This is a genomic window from Pseudanabaena sp. SR411, assembly GCF_002251945.1.
In the GTDB taxonomy this organism is placed as follows: Bacteria; Cyanobacteriota; Cyanobacteriia; order Pseudanabaenales; family Pseudanabaenaceae; genus Pseudanabaena.
In genome coordinates, this window is record NZ_NDHW01000164.1 from 13,021 (window position 1) to 32,985 (window position 19,965).

Annotated in this window: 10 protein-coding genes; 4 read left to right on the forward strand and 6 right to left on the reverse strand. The window is 43.2% G+C overall.

Features of this window, described 5'->3' with window-relative positions:
* Window positions 1-5 precede the first annotated feature (5 nt).
* Together glgX and B9G53_RS16810 are read left to right on the forward strand one after the other, a co-directional pair.
* Window positions 6-2,123, forward strand: a complete 2,118-nt coding sequence (glgX, locus tag B9G53_RS16805; protein ID WP_094534314.1) for a glycogen debranching protein GlgX — start codon at window positions 6-8, stop codon at window positions 2,121-2,123.
* 76 nt (window positions 2,124-2,199) lie between these two features.
* Complete coding sequence (locus tag B9G53_RS16810; RefSeq protein ID WP_094534316.1) at window positions 2,200-2,520, forward strand: anti-sigma factor antagonist; 321 nt, start codon at window positions 2,200-2,202, stop codon at window positions 2,518-2,520.
* A gap of 176 nt (window positions 2,521-2,696) precedes the next feature.
* Here the strand turns inward: B9G53_RS16810 and B9G53_RS16815 are convergent, their stop codons facing one another.
* Complete coding sequence (locus B9G53_RS16815; RefSeq protein ID WP_094534318.1) at window positions 2,697-3,113, reverse strand: anti-sigma regulatory factor; 417 nt, start codon at window positions 3,111-3,113, stop codon at window positions 2,697-2,699.
* 387 nt (window positions 3,114-3,500) lie between these two features.
* Here B9G53_RS16815 and B9G53_RS16820 point away from each other — a divergent pair, with 387 nt between their 5' ends.
* Window positions 3,501-5,669: a SpoIIE family protein phosphatase gene (locus B9G53_RS16820; protein WP_094534320.1), complete on the forward strand. Its 2,169-nt coding sequence runs from the start codon at window positions 3,501-3,503 to the stop codon at window positions 5,667-5,669.
* A gap of 56 nt (window positions 5,670-5,725) precedes the next feature.
* Window positions 5,726-6,777, forward strand: a protein-coding gene (locus tag B9G53_RS29110; protein ID WP_094534342.1) for an IS630 family transposase whose coding sequence is annotated in 2 segments (ribosomal slippage) — window positions 5,726-6,176 and window positions 6,176-6,777 — 1,053 coding nt in all. Because the reading frame shifts where the segments join, the coding sequence is not laid out codon by codon here.
* Here B9G53_RS29110 and B9G53_RS16830 read toward each other — a convergent pair.
* From B9G53_RS16830 to B9G53_RS16850, 5 genes are all read right to left on the reverse strand, one after another.
* Window positions 6,770-9,109 (reverse strand): condensation domain-containing protein, encoded by a 2,340-nt coding sequence (locus B9G53_RS16830; RefSeq protein WP_094534322.1) that lies wholly within the window; start codon window positions 9,107-9,109, stop codon window positions 6,770-6,772. The genes B9G53_RS29110 and B9G53_RS16830 overlap by 8 nt on opposite strands.
* Window positions 9,110-9,112: 3 nt before the next feature.
* Window positions 9,113-10,156, reverse strand: a complete 1,044-nt coding sequence (locus B9G53_RS16835; protein ID WP_094534324.1) for an LLM class flavin-dependent oxidoreductase — start codon at window positions 10,154-10,156, stop codon at window positions 9,113-9,115.
* Window positions 10,157-10,160: 4 nt separating this feature from the next.
* Window positions 10,161-14,774 (reverse strand): type I polyketide synthase, encoded by a 4,614-nt coding sequence (locus B9G53_RS16840; protein WP_094534326.1) that lies wholly within the window; start codon window positions 14,772-14,774, stop codon window positions 10,161-10,163.
* Window positions 14,775-14,799: 25 nt separating this feature from the next.
* Complete coding sequence (locus B9G53_RS16845) at window positions 14,800-18,291, reverse strand: non-ribosomal peptide synthetase (RefSeq protein ID WP_094534328.1); 3,492 nt, start codon at window positions 18,289-18,291, stop codon at window positions 14,800-14,802.
* Between the two features lie 156 nt (window positions 18,292-18,447).
* Window positions 18,448-19,962 (reverse strand): 3-oxoacyl-[acyl-carrier-protein] synthase III C-terminal domain-containing protein, encoded by a 1,515-nt coding sequence (locus tag B9G53_RS16850; RefSeq protein ID WP_094534330.1) that lies wholly within the window; start codon window positions 19,960-19,962, stop codon window positions 18,448-18,450.
* Between the last annotated feature and the right edge of the window lie 3 nt (window positions 19,963-19,965).

Consider the following 19,965-nt stretch of genomic DNA (forward strand, 5'->3'; position numbering starts at 1 on the left):
CTATTATGGAACGTATTGATATTCATCCAACTCATGCCTATGAGAGCTTTAAATTACGATTAGGAAGACCCCAACCCTTCGGTGCAACTATAGTTCCGGGTGGAGTGAATTTTTCGATTTTTTCTAGTCATGCTACTTCCTGTTCTTTAGTTTTATTTAAAAAACATGCTAAAGCCCCCTTAGCAGAGATTCCTTTCCCCGATGAGTTCCGGATTGGGAATGTCTATTGCATGGTCGTATTTGATCTTGACTATGAAAATCTAGAGTATGGCTATCGCATGGATGGTCCTAATAACTTCCAGCAAGGGCATTGGTTTGATCCTAGTAAAATTTTATTAGACCCCTACGCCAAAATTATTGGTGGTCGAGATGTGTGGGGAGTAATCCCCGATTGGGAGGATATTTATCACCACCGAGGTAGAATTGCTTTTGATGATTTTGATTGGGGCAATGACCGTCCTTTAGAGATTCCTCCAGAGGATCAGATTATTTACGAGATGCACGTGCGGAGCTTTACGCGCCATGAATCTTCGGGAATTAAGGAAACCCATCGAGGCACCTTTGCGGGAATTCGGGATAAGATTCCTTACTTAAAAGAACTAGGTGTTAATGCCGTTGAGTTAATGCCTGTATATGAGTTTGATGAGTTTGAGAATTCCCGTCCCAATCCCCAAACTGGAGAAACTCTGTACAATTATTGGGGTTATAGTACCGTAGGCTTTTTTGCGCCGAAGGCGGGGTATGCGGCTACGGGTAAATTTGGGATGCAGGTTGATGAGTTAAAAAACTTGGTCAAGGAACTGCATAAACATGGGATTGAAGTAATTTTGGATGTGGTCTTTAATCACACGGCCGAGGGAAATGAGCGTGGTCCAACTATTTCTTTTCGAGGTATTGATAATAAGACCTACTACATGATGACTCCAGAGGGTTATTACTTTAACTTTAGTGGTTGTGGTAATACGATTAACTGTAATAATCCGATCGTGCGAAATATAGTTTTAGATTGTTTACGCTATTGGGCGGCTGAGTACCATATTGATGGATTTCGGTTTGACTTAGCTTCGATTTTGGGACGAGACCCTTGGGGATATCCGTTAGCAAATCCTCCATTATTAGAGTCCTTAGCTTTTGATCCAATTTTAGCAAAGTGTAAACTGATTGCTGAAGCTTGGGATGCAGGTGGATTATATCAAGTGGGTTCTTTCCCTGCCTATGGACGTTGGGCAGAGTGGAATGGAAAGTATCGAGATGGCATCCGTAAATTTCTTAAGGGAGATGGCACCGTAGGACAGATTGCTCAGTGTTTACAAGGTTCTCCAGACCTTTATGCTTGGGCGGGAAGGGCTCCTGCTACTTCAATTAATTTTATTACTGCCCATGATGGTTTTACCTTAATGGATTTGGTTTCCTATAACCACAAACATAATGAGGCGAATGGCGAAAATAATAATGATGGTAGTAATGATAACGATAGTTGGAACTGTGGCTGGGAAGGGGAAACCGATGATGTAGCGATTAATGCCTTGCGTCGTCGTCAGATCAAAAATGCGATCGCCATGCTCATGGTTAGCCAAGGTGTACCGATGTTGCTGATGGGAGATGAGGTTGGGCGAACTCAAAACGGAAATAATAATACCTATTGTCACGATAATGAACTAAGTTGGCTGGATTGGCATCTGCAAACTAAAAATCCTGACATATTGGAGTTTGTTAAACACTGTATAGCTTTTCGGCGATCGCATCCCGTTCTGCGTAATCCTAATCATTTCCGTAATCAAGATTATGTGGGTAGTGGTTATGCTGATATTACTTGGCATGGTACCAAGGCTTGGAATGCGGACTGGTCAGAGGGGAATCGGGTGATCGCCTTTATGCTCTGTGGAAAACATGCTAAGGGAGGAACCGTCGAGGATAATTATATTTATGTGGCGATGAATATGCATTGGCAAACTCAGTGGTTTGAGCTTCCGAGTTTACCTCAGTCTTTGCAGTGGCATATATTTGCTAATACTGGAGCAATTTTTTCTTCTAGCCATTTGCCTGGGACTGAACCTATGCTAGATGATCAATCGGGTTTATTAGTTGGCGATCGCTCTGTGGTGATTTTAGTCGGCAAGTAAGCATTGTATTAATCTATATAATCTATTCATTTTCTCTAATCTGCCCATCCCCAAATATTCACAAGGATCGAAAATCATGACTTTTACTGCAACTTCAGAAATTATTGATGATGTCGCAAAGATTACCCTAGCAGGAGAATTAGATGCGGCTACGGCTCCAGTTTTGAAAGTAGAAGTTGAGAAGGCTGCCGCCCAAAAGGTAAAAAGATTAGTTTTGCTTGTTCATGACTTAGAATACATGGCTAGCGCTGGTTTGCGGGTCTTGCTATTTTCCAAGCAAAAAATGGGGGTAGATGTGGACATTTATGTAGTAGGAGCGCAAGAATTCATTTTAGAGACTCTGGAAAAAACAGGCTTTGCCCAGAGTTTGATTCTTGTGGATAAATATGATGAGTAAGCTAGTATAAGTCAGCATCAATGAAGTTGCTATAGCCTTATGATCACCAATATGAAATCCACACTTTCGGAGACTTAGGCTTTCCGATCAAACTTACGTCCAATTTCCGTCAATTGTGCCGCGCCTTGCGCGGCACAATTGACGGAAATTGAGAATTACTGTTGATTTTGTCTTTATCAATCTCTCCTTAACCATAAAGAGCTTATGTTTTTTTGCTCAGTAGTTTGATATGAAAACCCGTCTATACTTTGTAGACTTAAAAAAATACCTAATCCACCTATAGGTCGTTCCTCAATGGGCTTACTCAGAATTGATTCATCAAATACTCTTTCCCTTGGATCGTAAGGTAACCCAGTATCAGTAATTGTAATTTTTAGGTTTTCCGAATCAATTTCAGTATTTATTTCAAGCATGGATTCCGCGGCAGAATTTGCAGAACCGTGAACAATTATATTAGTCACTAACTCATCTACAGCTAGTCTTAGTTTATATGCTCTTTTAGAAGAAATTCCTGCTTCTTGGCAAACAGCTATAATATATCGACCTATGATCTTGAGAGAGCTAAGTTGAACAGGTAAAGTCAGAGTTTCCACGATTGTTTTAATTCCAATAACTTAATTCCAATAAGGGATTTGTAGATTTAATGAACTACACTGTCGCAAGCATCGGGATATCATACCTAAATCAGCAATGCTATTTCTTGACTATCGTACCTCATACGAAGTATTCTTTGCCCCATCATAAACCTTTACATTTCATCCTTAAGAGCGTGTTTGAGAAGTTTGGCTTTAGCTAAAAAATGTGTGTATATTGACTTTTCAAATACCCTCTAAAATTAGCGAGTTAAATCTACATTCACCAGCGTCTATTAATGATTAACGGCTTATTACTAGCATAGTTGATACTTAGCTAAAAGCCATTATCTTGTAGTAGTTTGTTTCTATAGTTCATGCACTCTCAACTTTTGCGGGTATCCATCTATGTCTTCGATTCGCCAAGTTTTTCCGATTGTGGTCAGTCTGCAAATTACAGTAGCAGTCGGACTGACAGGTTGGATTTCCTTTGTTAGTAGCGAAAAGGCAGTGCAGAAACTGACGAGGGAGTTATGTGAAAATCTTAACGATCGCGTTGAAGAAAAAATTAATGCCTATCTGAGTGAGTCGGTGTGGGTGAACCAAGCAACGGCGATCGCCCTCAGTAATGGTGCTGTGAACCCTAATAACCTAGAACAAGTTCAGAGAGATATTTTTAATAAGGTCAAGGAATTAAATACTCAAAATATTCTTTTTTTCGGTAACGAGAATGGGACGATGGTGGGGATTGAGCACCGAAACAATAGCAAGTTCTTGTTACGCATCCGTGAAGATAATAACAATCCCAACCGTCCCACCTATGAGCTAAACAACAATGGATCGCGCGGCAAAGTGATTGCCAATGAAATTTATGACCATCGTACTCGTCCTTGGTATATTGCGGCAAAGCAATCTGGTAAAGCAATCTGGAGTTCTATCTTTGTCAGTACCACTGATGGGGAACTGAGTACCACTAGGGCAACTCCCATTTATACCTCTGAAGGTAACTTGCAAGGAGTTGTCGGCATTAATGTCTCGCTCAAGCAAATTTCGCAATACATATTGGAAACTCGCCCCACCGATCAGTGGCATGTTTTTGTGGTAGAGAGCAATGGTAGGCTAGTCGCATCCACCTCATCGAGTCCGATGTTTGAGAAAGAAGGAACTCAAGTCAAACGGTTTGAGGCAGCACAAAGCAAAGACTTGAAACTTCAGAAAGCTGCGCTTGCCATCCAAAATCAATTGGGTGGGTTCACTAACTTAAAAGACTCACGGGTGATCGAGTTTGATTTTAACGGCGAAACCTATATTGCCAGTGCCGATAGAATCAACCAAAATTTAGATTTAGATTGGTCGGTGGGCATTATTGTTCCTAAGGCAATTTTCATGAAAGAGATTGATGATAATAGTCGTACCACTGTCGTCATTATTATTCTTTCTTTACTTACATCAATTCTGATTTTAATTTATATTATCCGTCGTCAAATTTCAGTACCTCTTGATCGTTTAATGGGTGCGACAGAAGTGATCGCCAAGGGAAATTTTGATATTCAATTGGACGTTAGTCGCCAAGATGAGTTAGGTCGTCTGGCATACTTTTTTAATCATATGTCCCAGCAACTACAGGAATCCTTTCATAAACTAGAGAAAACTAATGAAGAATTAGAAATAAGAGTTGATCAACGTACCCATGAACTAAAAAAAGCTAAGGAACAAGCAGAAGAAGCGAACAAACTTAAAAGTGCCTTTTTAGCTAGTCTGACTCTTGAATTAGAAAAAGGAAGAGAAATGCAACTTAATTTTCTCCCTCCTGAATTACTTGAAATACCTAATTGGGAAATCTCCGCATTTTTCAAACCAGCTCGCCAGGTTGCAGGGGATTTCTATGACACTTTCCCAGTATTAGAAAAATATGTGGGTTTAGTAATTGCTGATGTATGTGATAAAGGAGTTGGTGCGGCTTTATTCATGGCATTATTTCGGAGTTTAATTCGGATTTTTGCATCTCAAACAGCCATGCGTAGTTTCTACCAACAAATTACCTTAGATTCGTCTGCGAAGTTCGATCAATTAACTGATAGTAATTATATTTCGGAACTAACGCCTATCAACGTATTAGAATCTGTTGCTTTAACCAATGATTATGTAGCTGAGCATCACGGCGACTTAGGAATGTTTGCAACGCTTTTCTTTGGGGTGCTAGACCCACTAACGGGAATTTTATATTACATCAATGGGGGGCATGAGCCATTATTTATCATTAATTCTGAGGGGGAGATTCTACAAAAGTTAAATTCTACTGGTCCTGCAGTGGGAATGATGCCAAATATGAAATTTAAAGTTGAACAGGCTCACTTAAAATCTGGTGATATTCTTGTTGGCTATACAGACGGGGTAACTGAAGCACGGGCTTTAGGAGGTGAATTTTTTTCCGATCAAAGATTATTAAATATTTTAACTAAGCCAGTTACTTCGGTTAGTCATTTATTAAATGAAATTACTAAAAATGTCATCAATCATATTGGAGGAGCTGATCAATTTGATGATATTACGCTTCTAGCTATTCAACGTCATTAATTAGTTAAAGGATATAGCAATCCTAAATGATTTGTGAGAAAGTAGAAACTGGAAAAATGTTTTTAGAGAAGATAAAAATGACAGAAGAACTGCAAGAATTTATCGAGGCAAATCGGGATGCAAGAGAACTAAAAAGAGGTGTATCGGTACAAATGTATCTCGAAGGATATAAGCATCGGGAGATTAAAGATATTTTGGGAGTGGGATCAGGATATATCAGCAAATGGACGAAAATATATGTAGAGCAAGGATTAGAAGGATTATTGCTAGGATATCAAGGTAAGTCAGGATATCTGAGTGAAATGCAAAACGAAGCTATTAACATATGGTTACAGGCTAAGAATTATTGGAACTTGGTAGAATTACAAGAATATATTGAGGATGAGTACAACGTAGTATTTGAGTCTAAGCAAAGCTATTATGCCATATTTGAAAAAGCGGGAATTAGCTGGAAAAAGACACAAAAGCATAACCCCAAAGGAGACCTCCCTATCATTCAAAAAAAAAGGAAGAAATTACAGAATGGTTAGCTAAGCATTGTGATGAAATCATTACTGAGAAATTAGTGATATTTTTTGCTGACGAATGCCATTTATTATGGGGAGATATTTGTGGATATGTGTGGGGCAAAAAGCAAGAACGGATTGAAATACCCATCGTTAATGAAAAAGAGCGACAGACCTATTATGGAGCTGTGAACCTGTATACACAGGAATGTGTAATTCAATTGGCTAGTGCGGGTAATTCTGAAAGTACTGTGGCTTTTCTAAAATATTTACAAAKTCAGAATCAAGGCAAGCGAATTGCTATCATCTGGGACGGTGCTAGTTATCATCGTTCTCAAGAGGTAAAAGATTATCTTGCTCTAACCAATCGAGAACTTGACGAGTCAGATTGGGAAATTACTTGTATCCGTTTTGCTCCTAACGATCCCAAACAAAATCCTATTGAAGATATTTGGTTACAAGGAAAACGCTTCATTCGCGAGTTCTATCATTTATGTAAATCTTTTGCGACAGTTAAGTTCTTTTTTGAGTTTTTTACTCATCGACAAATTTTTAATTTCCCAAAGCTTTTTACCTATGGCTTTTTCTCACAAATCATTTAGGATTGCTATATATGCTATCGGAAGCAGTCAAATTTTGGAGTTGCTCAATACGCTCTGCTAAACCCGCAACGGTGGGTGACTGAAATAAATCGACTATGGTGATCTTAACTTGAAAGACTATAAGTAATCGATTCACCAATTTGTTTCCCAGTAAAAAATGTCCTCCTAACTCAAAGAAGTCGTCATCGATACCCACCTGATTAATTTCCAAAACCTCCATAAAAATCTGGGCAATTTCTCTCTCTGTGGTGGTGCGTGGTGCGATAAAATCTATGGCTAAGTCAAGGCTAATTGACTCTGCTAGCGGTAAACTATGACGATTCACTCTTCCATTCTCATCAATGGGCAATGATTTCAATAGGATGAACTCGGTAGGAATCATATACTTCGGCAACCTTTTTTCTAGAAAACGGCGGAGGTTTCGAGAGTTTAGCGTATAGCCCAAAATCGGTACAATATAGGCAATTAGTCGTTTGTAACCCGCAAGTTCTTCACGATCAATCCGATCAATGACAACAGTTTCCTGTACTTGAGGATGTTGTGTCAGTATAGCCTCAATCTCTTCTAGTTGAATATAGAACCCGTGTATTTTCACTTGATGATCAATTCGTCCCAAGAATTGAATCGTTCCGCCCGAAGAGTAAAGAGCGCGATCGCCAGTTTTATAAATAGCGGCATCGAGACCGCCAATATAAAGCTCTCCAGGAATACCAATGGGAGTAGGTTGTAAGCATGGATCGAGGATATAGGTGCTAAACTTACAGATTGATTTACCAATAGGCAATTCGCGTCCAGCTAATTCTGGAATTGTTAGCTTTGCCAAATCGATGGAGCTTGTTTGATTCCACGTTGCTAACTGCTCTTGTTCTGTCAATGTTAGGATTGGAAGTGCCGAAATAGTGCAATCAGGATTTTCGACAATAGCTGCTAGCAAGGTCTGAAAATGCCCTAACATTCGATTCATTCTGGACTCATCAAACAAATCTGTGTTGTATTCCAATTTCCCGATTAATCCCGTATCTCCTTCCACCAAGTGCATGGTTAGATCCAAATCAGATGTCTGATTGTTAATGCGTTCATATTCAACTTTGAGTCCTGATAACTCAATACTCTTTGTCGAAAAAGCATTTTGGAGAATTAACATCACCTGAAATAATGGCGCATAGGTTAAACTCTGCCCTAGCTCAAATTCAACTATTAACTTTTCAAAGGGCAGGCTTTGGTGAGCTAAGGCTCCTAGGACTGTTTCGCGTACTCGCTTTAGTAAATTTCGGAAACTGGGATTTCCTGATAAGTCAGTTCGGAGAACTAATGTATTAATAAAACAACCGATTAGGTTTTCGATTTCTGGTTGATGACGGTTAGCGATCGGCGAACCTACTACAATGTCATTTTGTCCTGTATAACGAAATAGAAGTGTTTGTAAAGCTGCTAATAACACCATGAATAAAGTAGCTTCGTTCTGCTCGGATAGAGATTTGAGAGATGCAGTGAGTGTTTTTGGCATTAAAAAAGATAAGGTTTTACCCTTAAAAGATTGGATAGAAGGACGATGGCGATCGCTTGTGAGGGGTAATAAATCGGGAGAATTGGCTAATTGTCGCTTCCAGTAATCGAGATCATTCTCTAGTGCTTTGCCCTGTAAGTGCTGTTGCTGCCAAACTGCAAAATCCGCATATTGAATTGGTAAAGGCTCCAGAGGAGAAGGTTTACCTGTGGAAAATGCCGCATACAGAACATTCAATTCTCCAAAAAGGATACCCAGAGACCAAGCATCCATAGCAATGTGATGGATAGTTAAAATCAGCACGAATTCGCAAACATCACTTTGGACTAATGTTGTTCGCAACAATAATGAATCTATTGCTAGATCAAACGGCTGACAAGCTTGAACGGATGCAATGCGATTAATTTCCCTTTCTCGTTCGGGAATCTGGTACATTTGTAGATCAATCATCCTTAGCGTCCAGTTTCTGGGTGGGATAATAATTTGAGTTAATTCTCCCGTAGTCGTTTGGTAGTTTGTGCGGAGAATTTCGTGGCGCTGAATGATTTCTCGGATACTTTGCTCCAGAGCATCTACATTGAGATTCCCTGTGATTTTCAGAGATATAGAAACATTATTGGAGACTGCACTGGTGGTTCCTAATTGATGTTGAAACCACATTCCTTGTTGTTCAAAGGAGACGACAAGATGATTCTGTTTAGATAGATCTCTTTTGGGAATTGTCCAAGACTTAGGTTGTTGGACTTGCTTTTGGCTGATGCGCCGCTTTAATAAAGCCTGCTGCTCTGGAGATAAGGCAGCAATGCGTTTAGATAAATCATTCATCTTTTAACTCGCTATATTGTTTTTGATATCTTTGAGCAAATCTAGGCTTTTCATTACCCAGTCAAATTCCACCCCAAAATCAATGAGTGCAGCCACTTCATCCACTCCCGCCTGTCGCAGATTATCGATCATGGCTTGGCAATAGGCAGGAGTTCCCATTAAGACCTTGCCATTAAAATAGGTCTCAAAGCTGAAATCTAATAAGTCATCTAAATCCTGAGCCGTCATGGTTTTGGGATCAATGGAGAAGCGTAGATCGCCAGCCGATTTGACCACTAGATCGAAATGGGTTTTGAGATAATTTTTGAATGGCTCTCTCACCTTGTGGCGCACTGTATCCATATCATTATCAATAAATGTATGAATCATCATCGCCACTTTTCCACTTTGAGGATCGTGACCATGTTGAGCGAGAGATTGACGATAGAGAGTGACTTTTCTGAGAATCTCCTCAAGGCTTTGATATAGTGGCGAAGTGAGAATATTCGCGCCGATTTTACCTGCATCAATGAAGGTTTCGTCGGAAAGCGAGGTGATCCAAATGGGAACTTGTGGCTGTAATGGTCTCGGGAATGTGGAAATATTGACAGATTTGCCATTCCCACCCGTGAGAGCGATCGCTTCTCCTTGCCAAAGCTGCTGCACAACTTGGATATCGCGCCACATAATTTCTTTCTTATCGGTATACTTTTCAGGGAAAAGTACAAAGTCGTTGGGATGCCAACCAGGAGCGAAGGATAAACCGACTCGTCCTTGAGAGAGATTATCGACCACCGCCCATTCTTCTGCTACTCGTAATGGATTTTGTAAGGGCATAACCACGCTCCCAGAGCGAATTTGAATATGCTCAGTAATCATCGCGATCGCAGCTCCTGTCACCGCAGGATTGGGATATAGTCCGCCAAAGGCATCAAAATGGCGCTCAGGAATCCAAACCGCCGCAAATTTGTGGCGATCGGCAAACTTTGCGCCTTCAATCAATAGACGATATTTATCGCTACTGGTGGTAGAACCATCACCAGAAAAATAAAACAAACTAAATTCCATCAACTTAATTCTCCACTTGCGCTAATTGGGCTTGAACTTGGTCATGCGATAGATTTTCAATCTCTGCCAAAATCGCTGCCATTTCGTCATTGTCAGGTTCCGAGATCTGTTCAGCAATGATACTGGCTAACCCCGCTACGGTTGGTGCATCGGACAGCAAGGTTCTCAATGATAATTCCACAGGATACATTTCACGGATTTGGGACACTAAACGTACCGCTAATAGGGAATGTCCGCCTAGCTCAAAGAAGTTATCATTTGCGCCTACCTGCGCTAGTCCCAGTTGGTTTTGCCAAAGTTCGGCAATCCTTTGCTCGATCGCATTACGAGGAGCCACATAGGTAGTGGATTGGAGTGATCGCTGATGTCCTGCTGGAGTGGACTCAGGAAGATTCACGACTGGTTCAGGTGTGGTCGTAATTACGCGCTTTTGATTGTTTTGGAGTACGCCTTGCCAATCTTGAGTGGAAACGATGACCTGAGAATAACCATGTTGGAGAATGCGCTGTAATACCTCCAAACCTTCTTGGGGAGATATTCCTATTGCTAGAGCTTCGATGCGTTCCTGTTTAAGGCGATCGGGCAGTTCTGTTAAATCTGCACCCATTCCTACTTCTTGCCAGATATCCCAATTAATAGCGATAGTACGCTGGTTAGTTTGCGATCGCGCCACAGCATCAAGAAAACAGTTGGCGGCACAATAGTCCACTTGTCCTAAACCACCCAATAGCGCACTGAGCGAAGAAAATACCACCAAGAAATCGAGGTTATCCTTGGCAAAAATTTGCTGTAGTACGAGCGTGCCTTGAACTTTGGGGCGCATTACCCTTGCAGCGTTTTCAGGAGTTTTTAGCTGCATAATGCCATCACCTGCTACGCCTGCGGTATGGAAGATGCCATGCAGTTTGCCAAAAGTTTGTTGGATGCGATCTCGTACAATTTGCATTTGCTCCATATCGGCAACATCGGCACTGAGAACGAGGACTTTCGCGCCCTTAGATTCCAGAGACTGAATTTTGCGAATCTTGACACTCGCTGGATCTTGCTCGCTTTGAGTCTGGAGCCATTGTTCCCAATCACTTGGTGAGGGTAGAGGCGAACGGCTCATTAAAACTAGTCTTGCTTGGACGCTCTGGGCAAGATGCTCGGCAATGGTCATGCCAATTCCGCCCATACCGCCTGTAATTAGGTAAGTCCCCTGAGGTTGATAGGGTGATCCGACTGGCTGTAAGTAAAGCGGCTCATGGGTGGGCAACCAGCGATAATTACCGCGATAGGCAACTATCGGAGCTGAAGGTGCATCTGCTTGAGTTAATATTTCGCCAATGATTTGATCGATGAATGGAGTATTGGCGGTGATGTCTGACAATGGAATTTCCATATCCAGATGGCAGCAAGTGAGGTTAGCATATTCCTGCGGTATTACTTGACTTGCCCCCAAAATCGTTGCTTTCTCTGGACGAATTTCTTCCGTTCCTGTGACATCTTGAATCTGGCTCGAAACCACACCAATATGGATTGAGTTCTGGACATTCTGCTGTCCGATCGCTTGGGCTAAATAGAGCAAACTATAGAAGCCAAGATTTTGCGATTCCGTAAATTCTAGATGATCATTTAAAGTCCAGAGATGGGCAATGATCGGTGATGGCTCAAGAGCGAGAACTTCGCGCATTAAAGTGTCATAGTGGGCGCGATCGCTAGGATTTAGGATGTACAGATCACGATCATTTTTGCGAAACTCTGTGCCGATATGTACCTGAATGACGCGATGTCCTTGTTGCTGTAGGCGTTCAGTCATGGCAGCAGCTACACCTGTGCGATCGCCAAATAGCAACCAACAGCGTTTCTGATCGCTATTCAGCATTGGTAAAACTGTACGCTTCCAAGAGGGGCTATAAAACCATTCGCCAATGTCAGATTTTTTGGTGAGTTGAGAGACATGGCGATCGCTTAAATTATTTGCCGAATCTGCCAGTAAATTTTCTGAGGGTGGATCAATCCAATAGCGCTGACGTTCAAAGGGATAGGTTGGCAGAGACACAATTTGGCATGGCTGTTGATCGTAAAAGTTTGCCCAATCGACTTCTACTCCATTGAGCCAAAGCTGTCCCAAAGTCTTGAGCATTAATTCTAAATCTGAGGCATCTGATCCTCTCTCTTGGGGATGGGGTAGGGAACAGAGAATAGTGCGATCGCTTGCCTGTTGTTTAGTCAAGGTGCTAAGCGTGCGTCCTGCTCCTACTTCCAAGAAAATTGCTTCGGGATTAGTTAATAATTCGGCGATACCCTGCGAGAACTGTACGGGTTGGCGCGAATGCTGCGCCCAGTAGAGAGGATCGGTGGCGGAATGGTTAGTAATCCAAGTACCTGTGACATTAGAAATAAATGGAATTTGGGGCGAGTTTAGCTTCACACTACACAAATGCTCTATTAAAGGTGCGATCGCACTTTCCATCATCGGTGAATGGAAAGCATGGGAAGTATGCAGCAGTTGGCAAGAGATGCCCTTAGCGGATAGTTGTTGTTGCAATTGGGCGATCGCTTCTTTTGTGCCTGACACCACACTCAGCGAGGGGCTATTACTGACGGCAAGATAAAGGTTTTCCTTGAGAAAAGGCTGGACATCTTGGGCAGATAAACTGATGGATAGCATTGCGCCCGTTGGCTGTTGCTGCATCAATTGCCCACGCATTGCCACTATGGTTAACGCATCATTGAGCGAGAAGACTCCCGCCAGACAAGCAGCGACATATTCCCCAATGCTATGCCCAATCATCGCTTGGGGCAGTACACCCCATGACATCCAGAGTTTGGCAAGGGCATACTCAATCGTAAATAAGGCAGGTTGGGCGATCGCCGTTTGCGTGAGTTGCTTAGTAGCCGCTTGTTGATCTGCATTATCACTAAATAGAATTGGCTTCAGGTCGAGGTGATGCTGCTCAAGGAGAATTTGGAAACAGCGATCGCATTCTTCGTGGAAGGTAGCTTCATTGGTATATAGCCCTCGCGCCATGTTCACATATTGGGAACCCTGCCCCGTAAACATAAACATCACGGGAGGATTATTCGCTTCGGTATGTCCTGTAAATTGTTGAGCAGAAGTAGTCAACGCTTGCACTGCACTCTCGGGGGTGGATGCAATCACAAAGCGTCGATGGGGTAATGCCCAACGTCCTCTCCCTAAGGTATAAGCCACATCCGCCAACTGGAGATCGTTTTTTTGCTGGAGGCGATCGCCTAAATTTACCGTTGCTTGCTCTAAAGCTGTAGGAGTTTTTGTGGAAAGGGTGAGGATTTGCAAAGCTCTGGGTTGGAGAGGTTCAATGGGCAAAAGCGCAGGGGTTTCTTCTAAAACCGCATGAACATTTGTGCCACCAAAACCGAAGGAACTCACACCTGCTCGACACGGCTGACCATTCGCTTTCCAGTCAGTAAGCTGCGTATTTACGAAAAAGGGACTATGGGCAAAATCAATTTGAGGATTGGGAGTATCAAAATTGATACTAGGAGGGATCTTTTTGTGATGCAGCATCAGCACGGTTTTGATGAATCCCGTAATCCCTGCGGCAGCATCTAAATGTCCCATATTCGTTTTCACCGAGCCGATCGCACAGAACTGGTTGTGATCGGTAGCGACTCGAAAAGCTTGGGTCATCGCTGCTACTTCAATCGGATCGCCCATCGCTGTACCAGTGCCATGAGCTTCCATATAGGTAATCGTAGCAGGGTCAACTTCAGCCATCATTTGGGCGGCGCGAATGACCTTGGCTTGTCCTTCCTGACTGGGAGCAGTGTAGCCCACCTTCATCGCGCCATCGTTGTTGATCGCTGAACCTTTGACTACGGCATAGATCTGATCGCGATCGGCGATCGCATCTTCCAATCGCTTCAATACCACTACGCCCAGTCCATTGCCGCCCACCGTGCCATTTGCCTGACTATCAAAGGCGCGACAATGCCCATCGGGAGAAACAATTTCGTCGGGAGATAGAGTTAATTCGCTCTGAGGAACTTTCACGGAAACCCCTGCGGCTAAGGCGATATCGCATTCACCACTCAGCAAACTTTGACAGGCTAAATGCACCGCAACCATTGAGCTAGAGCAGGCTGTACCCACGCTCATACTTGGTCCTTTGAGATTTAACTTGTAGGAAACACGGGTGGGTAAGTAGTCTTTATCCACGCCCACTAGGGTTTGCAAAAATCCTCGCGATTCAATCAATCCCTGATTAGGACTAAGGTTGTAGAGCAGATAGGTTCCCATGCCCACGCCTGCAAATACGCCGATCGGTTTCGTTTCGGTTTCTGAGCGACAACCTGCATCTTCAAGGGCTTCCCAAGCAGATTCTAAAAAGAGACGATGCTGCGGATCCATTGCTTCCGCTTCCCTAGGATTAAATCCGAAAAATGCGGCATCAAATTTATCGACATCTTCCAAAATCGAACCAACTCTGGTGATATTTTGTTCTGGAGCAGATTCACTCTTTTTCTCAAAGGGAGAAATTACTTCTACTCCTGCTTCCAGATTTTTCCAAAAATCATCAATTGTCCTTCCGCCTGCAAATTTCCCTGCAAGCCCAATCACCGCAATTTCTAAGCCATTTTGATCAGAATTCATATCATTTATTACTAAAAATATTTGTTTATTCGTAAACTTGAGACATTCTCGATTTCTCCAATCTTTGCTTGAGACGACTTTTACCTTCACTCAATTTCTGGGCGGATTCCACCTTTTGCTGCTCTAAGACATTGACCTTTTGCGCCTGAGTCAAGCGCTGGGTGAGACTCCTCAAGGTTGGGTAACTGAATAAATCCACAAGGGAAATTAATTGAGTTTCCTGCGGTAGTACCTGACCCAATTTGCGATAGATATTCGTGATCATTAGAGAATTAGCGCCGAGGTCAAAGAAATTATCATTAATGCCTACTTTTTCCACTGCTAGTTCCGATTGAAACACCTCAGCGATCGCTTGTTCGACTTCATTTTGAGGAGCGGTATAAACCACTGCTCGTGTTTGAAATAGAGCATCTTGGGTGGGTAGAGCTTGGCGATCGACTTTGCCATTTGCTGACAGAGGCAATCCTTCCAGAAATAGAAACACCGAAGGAATCATATAACTAGGCAATTTCCGACTGAGAAACTGACTGAGTTCATCAACGGTGGGTAAGGCAGTATGGGGAGCCAGCAGTTGAGGTACAATGTAGGCTGCCAGATGTGCTTGCTGATGCTCACCAACAATCTTGACGATCGCTGTTTGGACTTGAGGATGTTGCATTAAAGCTGCTTCTATTTCGCCAGCCTCAATGCGATAGCCGCGCAGTTTAATTTGAAAGTCTACTCTTCCTAAAAACTCAATCGTGCCATCGGGTAAATAGCGACCGCGATCGCCTGTGCCATAGAGTCGTTGTCCTGTAAGAGGATGAGTAATGAAGTTGGCATTAGTTTTCACTTCATCATGCCAATAGCCTTTAGCCACCTGCACCCCAGAGCAGTACATTTGACCTGAAACCCATGTGGGACAGTCTTCTAAGGCTTCATTCAAAATGTAATACTGGGAATTTGCCATCGGCTTACCATAGGGAATACTCTTCCAGTTAGGTTCAACGGTTTCCACTTGATAGCCAATATTCCAGATCGTCGTTTCCGTGGGGCCACCAATGCTCAAAAGGGTAATATCAGGAACTAAAGCTTTCAGACGATTTGGTAAAGAAACAGGTAGCCAATCGCCGCCTAAAATCGCTAGGCGTAAATGAGAAGCAAAGGCAGTTTGGCGATCGCTGACCACATTCACCAGCATTTCCATCATCGCGGGAACTGAGTTCCACAGAGTGACTCGTTCGCGTTGAATCAGTTCTGCCCAGTGATTCGGATCTTTGACTAATTGAGCTTCAGGCATGACGATCGCGCCGCCTGCACTAAGCATTCCAAAAATGTCATAAACCGACAAGTCATGATTCAGAGTCGTTAATGCCAGAATGCGATCGCTTTGTCCAATTTGGAAGCGTTGATTGGTGTAAATCACCACATTGGCAACATTACGATGGGTAATCATCACTCCTTTCGGTAAGCCAGTAGAACCAGAAGTATAGATGACATAGGCTAAATCATCGGCAGTTTGCGAAGGCTGAAGAGAAGATTTACTCTCGGTTGTAAATTCTTCCTGATCTATGCACAATCTCTGCATATCTTCGCCAAAATCCAAACTGTCATCTAACCAAGATTGCGTGAGGATAATCTTCGTGTCGCTGTTTTGGAGAATATACTGCAAGCGTTCTGGTGGTAAGTCGGGCGCGATCGGCACATATGCCCCACCCGACAGGATCACGCCCATCACCGCAACGATTTGCTCCCATCCTTTTTCCATGACGATCGCAATTAATTGGTTGGGTGCAGCACCCAAATTTCGTAGGCGATGGGCAAGTTGATGAGAGCGATCGCTTAATTCTTGATAGGTGAGCGATCGCTGTGGCGCAATCACAGCCAGTTGATCGGGATGCTTTTGTACCTGCTCAATGAATAATTCTTGTAAGAGTACCTGTGGAATTGCGGAATCAGTGGCATTAGCAAGATTGCGAGGAGCTAATTGCGATGGCAGTAGCAGTTGACGATTTTCGGTATTCCAAATATCTTCCGTAGTAGCCAATTGATCGAGGAAGCTACAGTAGGTGTCAAACATCTCGCCAATCATGCTTTCAGGGAATAGTTCCTCGACGACATCCCAATTAAAGCTTAAGGTTTCTTTCTCTTCCCAAACCTGCACATCCATCCAAGCTTGCGAAGCCTGACTAATGCCATAAACTAGCTCTCCAAAATGACTAAAGGTCAAAGTCTCTTGCCCGATCGCCGCAAAGCCAAGGGTGCTGGTAAAAATCACAGGCATGGCATTGGGAACACCACCTTGACGACGGGTTAGTTCTCTAGTGACGCGCACGCCACTGAAATAGCGATGTTCGAGATCCTGCCACAGTTGTTTTTGCAAACGCAGAGCGCGATCGCGAAACGGTTCATTCGCAGAGTTATCCACCGCCAGCAGAGTGACAGAAGTAAAGTCTCCCAAGAGATGATTTACTTGGGGGTGCATTGGTAAGCGATTAAATAGAGCAAGATTGAGCGTAAATTGAGGATTTTGACTCCAGAGGGTTAAAATCTCCGCAAAGGCGGCTAGCAATAGTCCTGAAGGAGTCAAGCCCATATTTTTCGCTTTCTGTTTGAGGTTCTGCCAAGCCCCTGTTTCCATCTGGGTATGATAACGGCGGCAGCGATGCTGTTGCAGTTCTTGAGGATTTTTGGCGAGGGGTAGGTCAGGAGCAGGAGGTAATTTGTCAAGGCGATTGAGCCAATATTCCTGCGATCGCTGATAAAGTTGGGTTTCAGGTAAAGACTGCTCGGCTAATACATAGTCTCGGAACGAAAGCTCTAAGGGTGTCAAAATTGCATGGGGATTTTGATAGAGTTGAAACCATTCTTCAAACAGGCGAAATAGACTCCAAGCATCAAATACAAGCAAATCATAACTAACATGGAGCCGACTGCGATCGCCATCTAAATAAGTAACGCGAAAGTCAAATAGAGGATATTTATCGGCAGGAAGAACTTGATGGGACATCTCTTCCCGAATTGCTTCTAATTGAGCATCAATTACCCCTTGCTCTTTTCCTTGTAAATCCACCATTTGAAGCTGATAGGGTGGAACTTCTTTGAGAATGCGCTGTTGTCCATCGGGCAGAACAATTGCGCGTAACATATCATGGCGTTCTATTAATTGTTGCAGTGTGGTATTCAGTCGTTCCAGATCGAGGGTAGCGCCTTCAATTTCATAATAACCATGATTAGAAACGTTACCTAATTGCAATACACCACTGCGCCCAATCCAAAAGGCGTGCTGCATATCTGTGAGGGGAAATGGCTCGTAGCGAGACTCTGGTGTAGGGGCGATCGCAGGTAAATCACTTACAGGGGCGCTAACACTATGTTGATGCAGCAATGCCAAAATCTCTAACTTACGCTGAATCAGGGAGTCTCGCAGTTCAGTGGTTAATGCTCCTTGTGGTGCATCCACCACTAAGGATTCACCATTAGCGGATAATTTAATGCCGATATCAGAGAGCGAGTTGAGAAGCGAATGCAGATTCATAGATTCAATTAATAAACGTTAGCTAAATATCGATTTCCTAAGAACCTATTTAAGAATTGGCTAGATCCCCCCAGCCCCCCTTATAAAGGGGGGGAATTTAATTCTTCCCCCTTTATAAGGGGGATTGAGGAGGATCTCTTAGAGTTATTAAATTTATTACAAACTGATAATTTCTCTTGCTTGAGAATTTACCGCCGAAGTATTCATCACTTTGGCTACTGCCAATTGGTTGAGCAAAAAATCAGCGAGATCATGAATAGTACTGTCACCAAAAAATTTCTCCATGGGAATACAAATTTGTAAATCCATTTCAATGTGACGACGGAAGATGATTGCCATCAAGGAATCCAGCATTGTCGCAAGATAATCGCGATCGCTAATTTCTTCTGGCTCAAGCTGTTGCGAATTTGCTAACCATTCCCGCAAGTAGTCAACCAAAATGGCATAGCGATCGCTAAAATTTGCTGTAACTAACTTTTCGCGAACGTCAGATTTGGTGCTTAGTTTGCCATTAAGCTCTGGCGTAAATTGAATGGCTAAAGGAACTTGACTTGAATTCTGATTCAGAATTAAGTCATTGGCAGAAGATGCCGCGATCGCCACATCACCCCATCGAATGACCATCGCCGCCGCTGTTGCCGAAGCGCCATTGGCATAGATCAAAACCAGATCGTTCTCACGGATTTTGCCATTTGCCGACGCATGATAGAGATTGGCGATCGGAAAGACAGGTCCAATATTGGCATAGGTCGGATAGAGATTAATCACTCGTTCAGGATCGATGCCAAGGGCTTTAGCGCAAACACTGGCATACCAAGCTGTCGGTGTATTAAACGCAAAATAATTAATGCGATCGAGGCTCACTCCTGCTTCTCTAACGGCTGCCAAACAACATTCACGCACCTGATCAACGGCGGTAGTGGCAAGACTACTGACATTCTCACCCGTACTGGTTTGGATGCGGGGAAAGCCTTGATCATCAATCACTAACTCATGGATATATGCACCACAGGTCGCGGTCGTCGGCATGATTTTGGTGCTGAGAATCCCTTGATCGGGCTTGGCTTTACCGACAATAAAAGCTCCAGCACCATCGCCCATTGACCATGAGAGCGTATCTGCTTCTTTCACCGCTTGAGAACCAATATGGGAAACCACAATCAAAATATGTTGATAGCTTCCAGTTTGTAGAAATGCCTGAGCCGTATGCAGCGCAATTAAGGCACTAGCACAGGTGGATTCCAGATTCCAGGCAGGACAACGTAATCCTAATTTTTGGGCGAGGTGAGCTGCGAGTCCCGTACCGACGACATCGGGAAAGAGAGAAGCAACGATCGCCAAATCTATTTGATCAGCAGTGAGATTCGTGGCTTTTATTGCGGCCTGTGCTGCTTGACATTCCAACAGTAGCGATGACTCATTGTCCGTCACCACGCATCGCTGGACAGTACCTCTAAAAGGATCGCCTAGATAAGGATTAACTTCCTGTAACCAGAGATCAATACCATTCATATCTGTAATAGATTCAATGGATTGAGTCAATTGTGTTTGTTTTCCTCTTTGCCTTGGCGCAGCTTTGACAAACAATTCAGGGAATTTTTGCAGCCAATATTCATTGGTGCGAATTGTCTGGGGAAAGCTGATTGCCAGTGAGCGAATCCCAACTTGCATAAT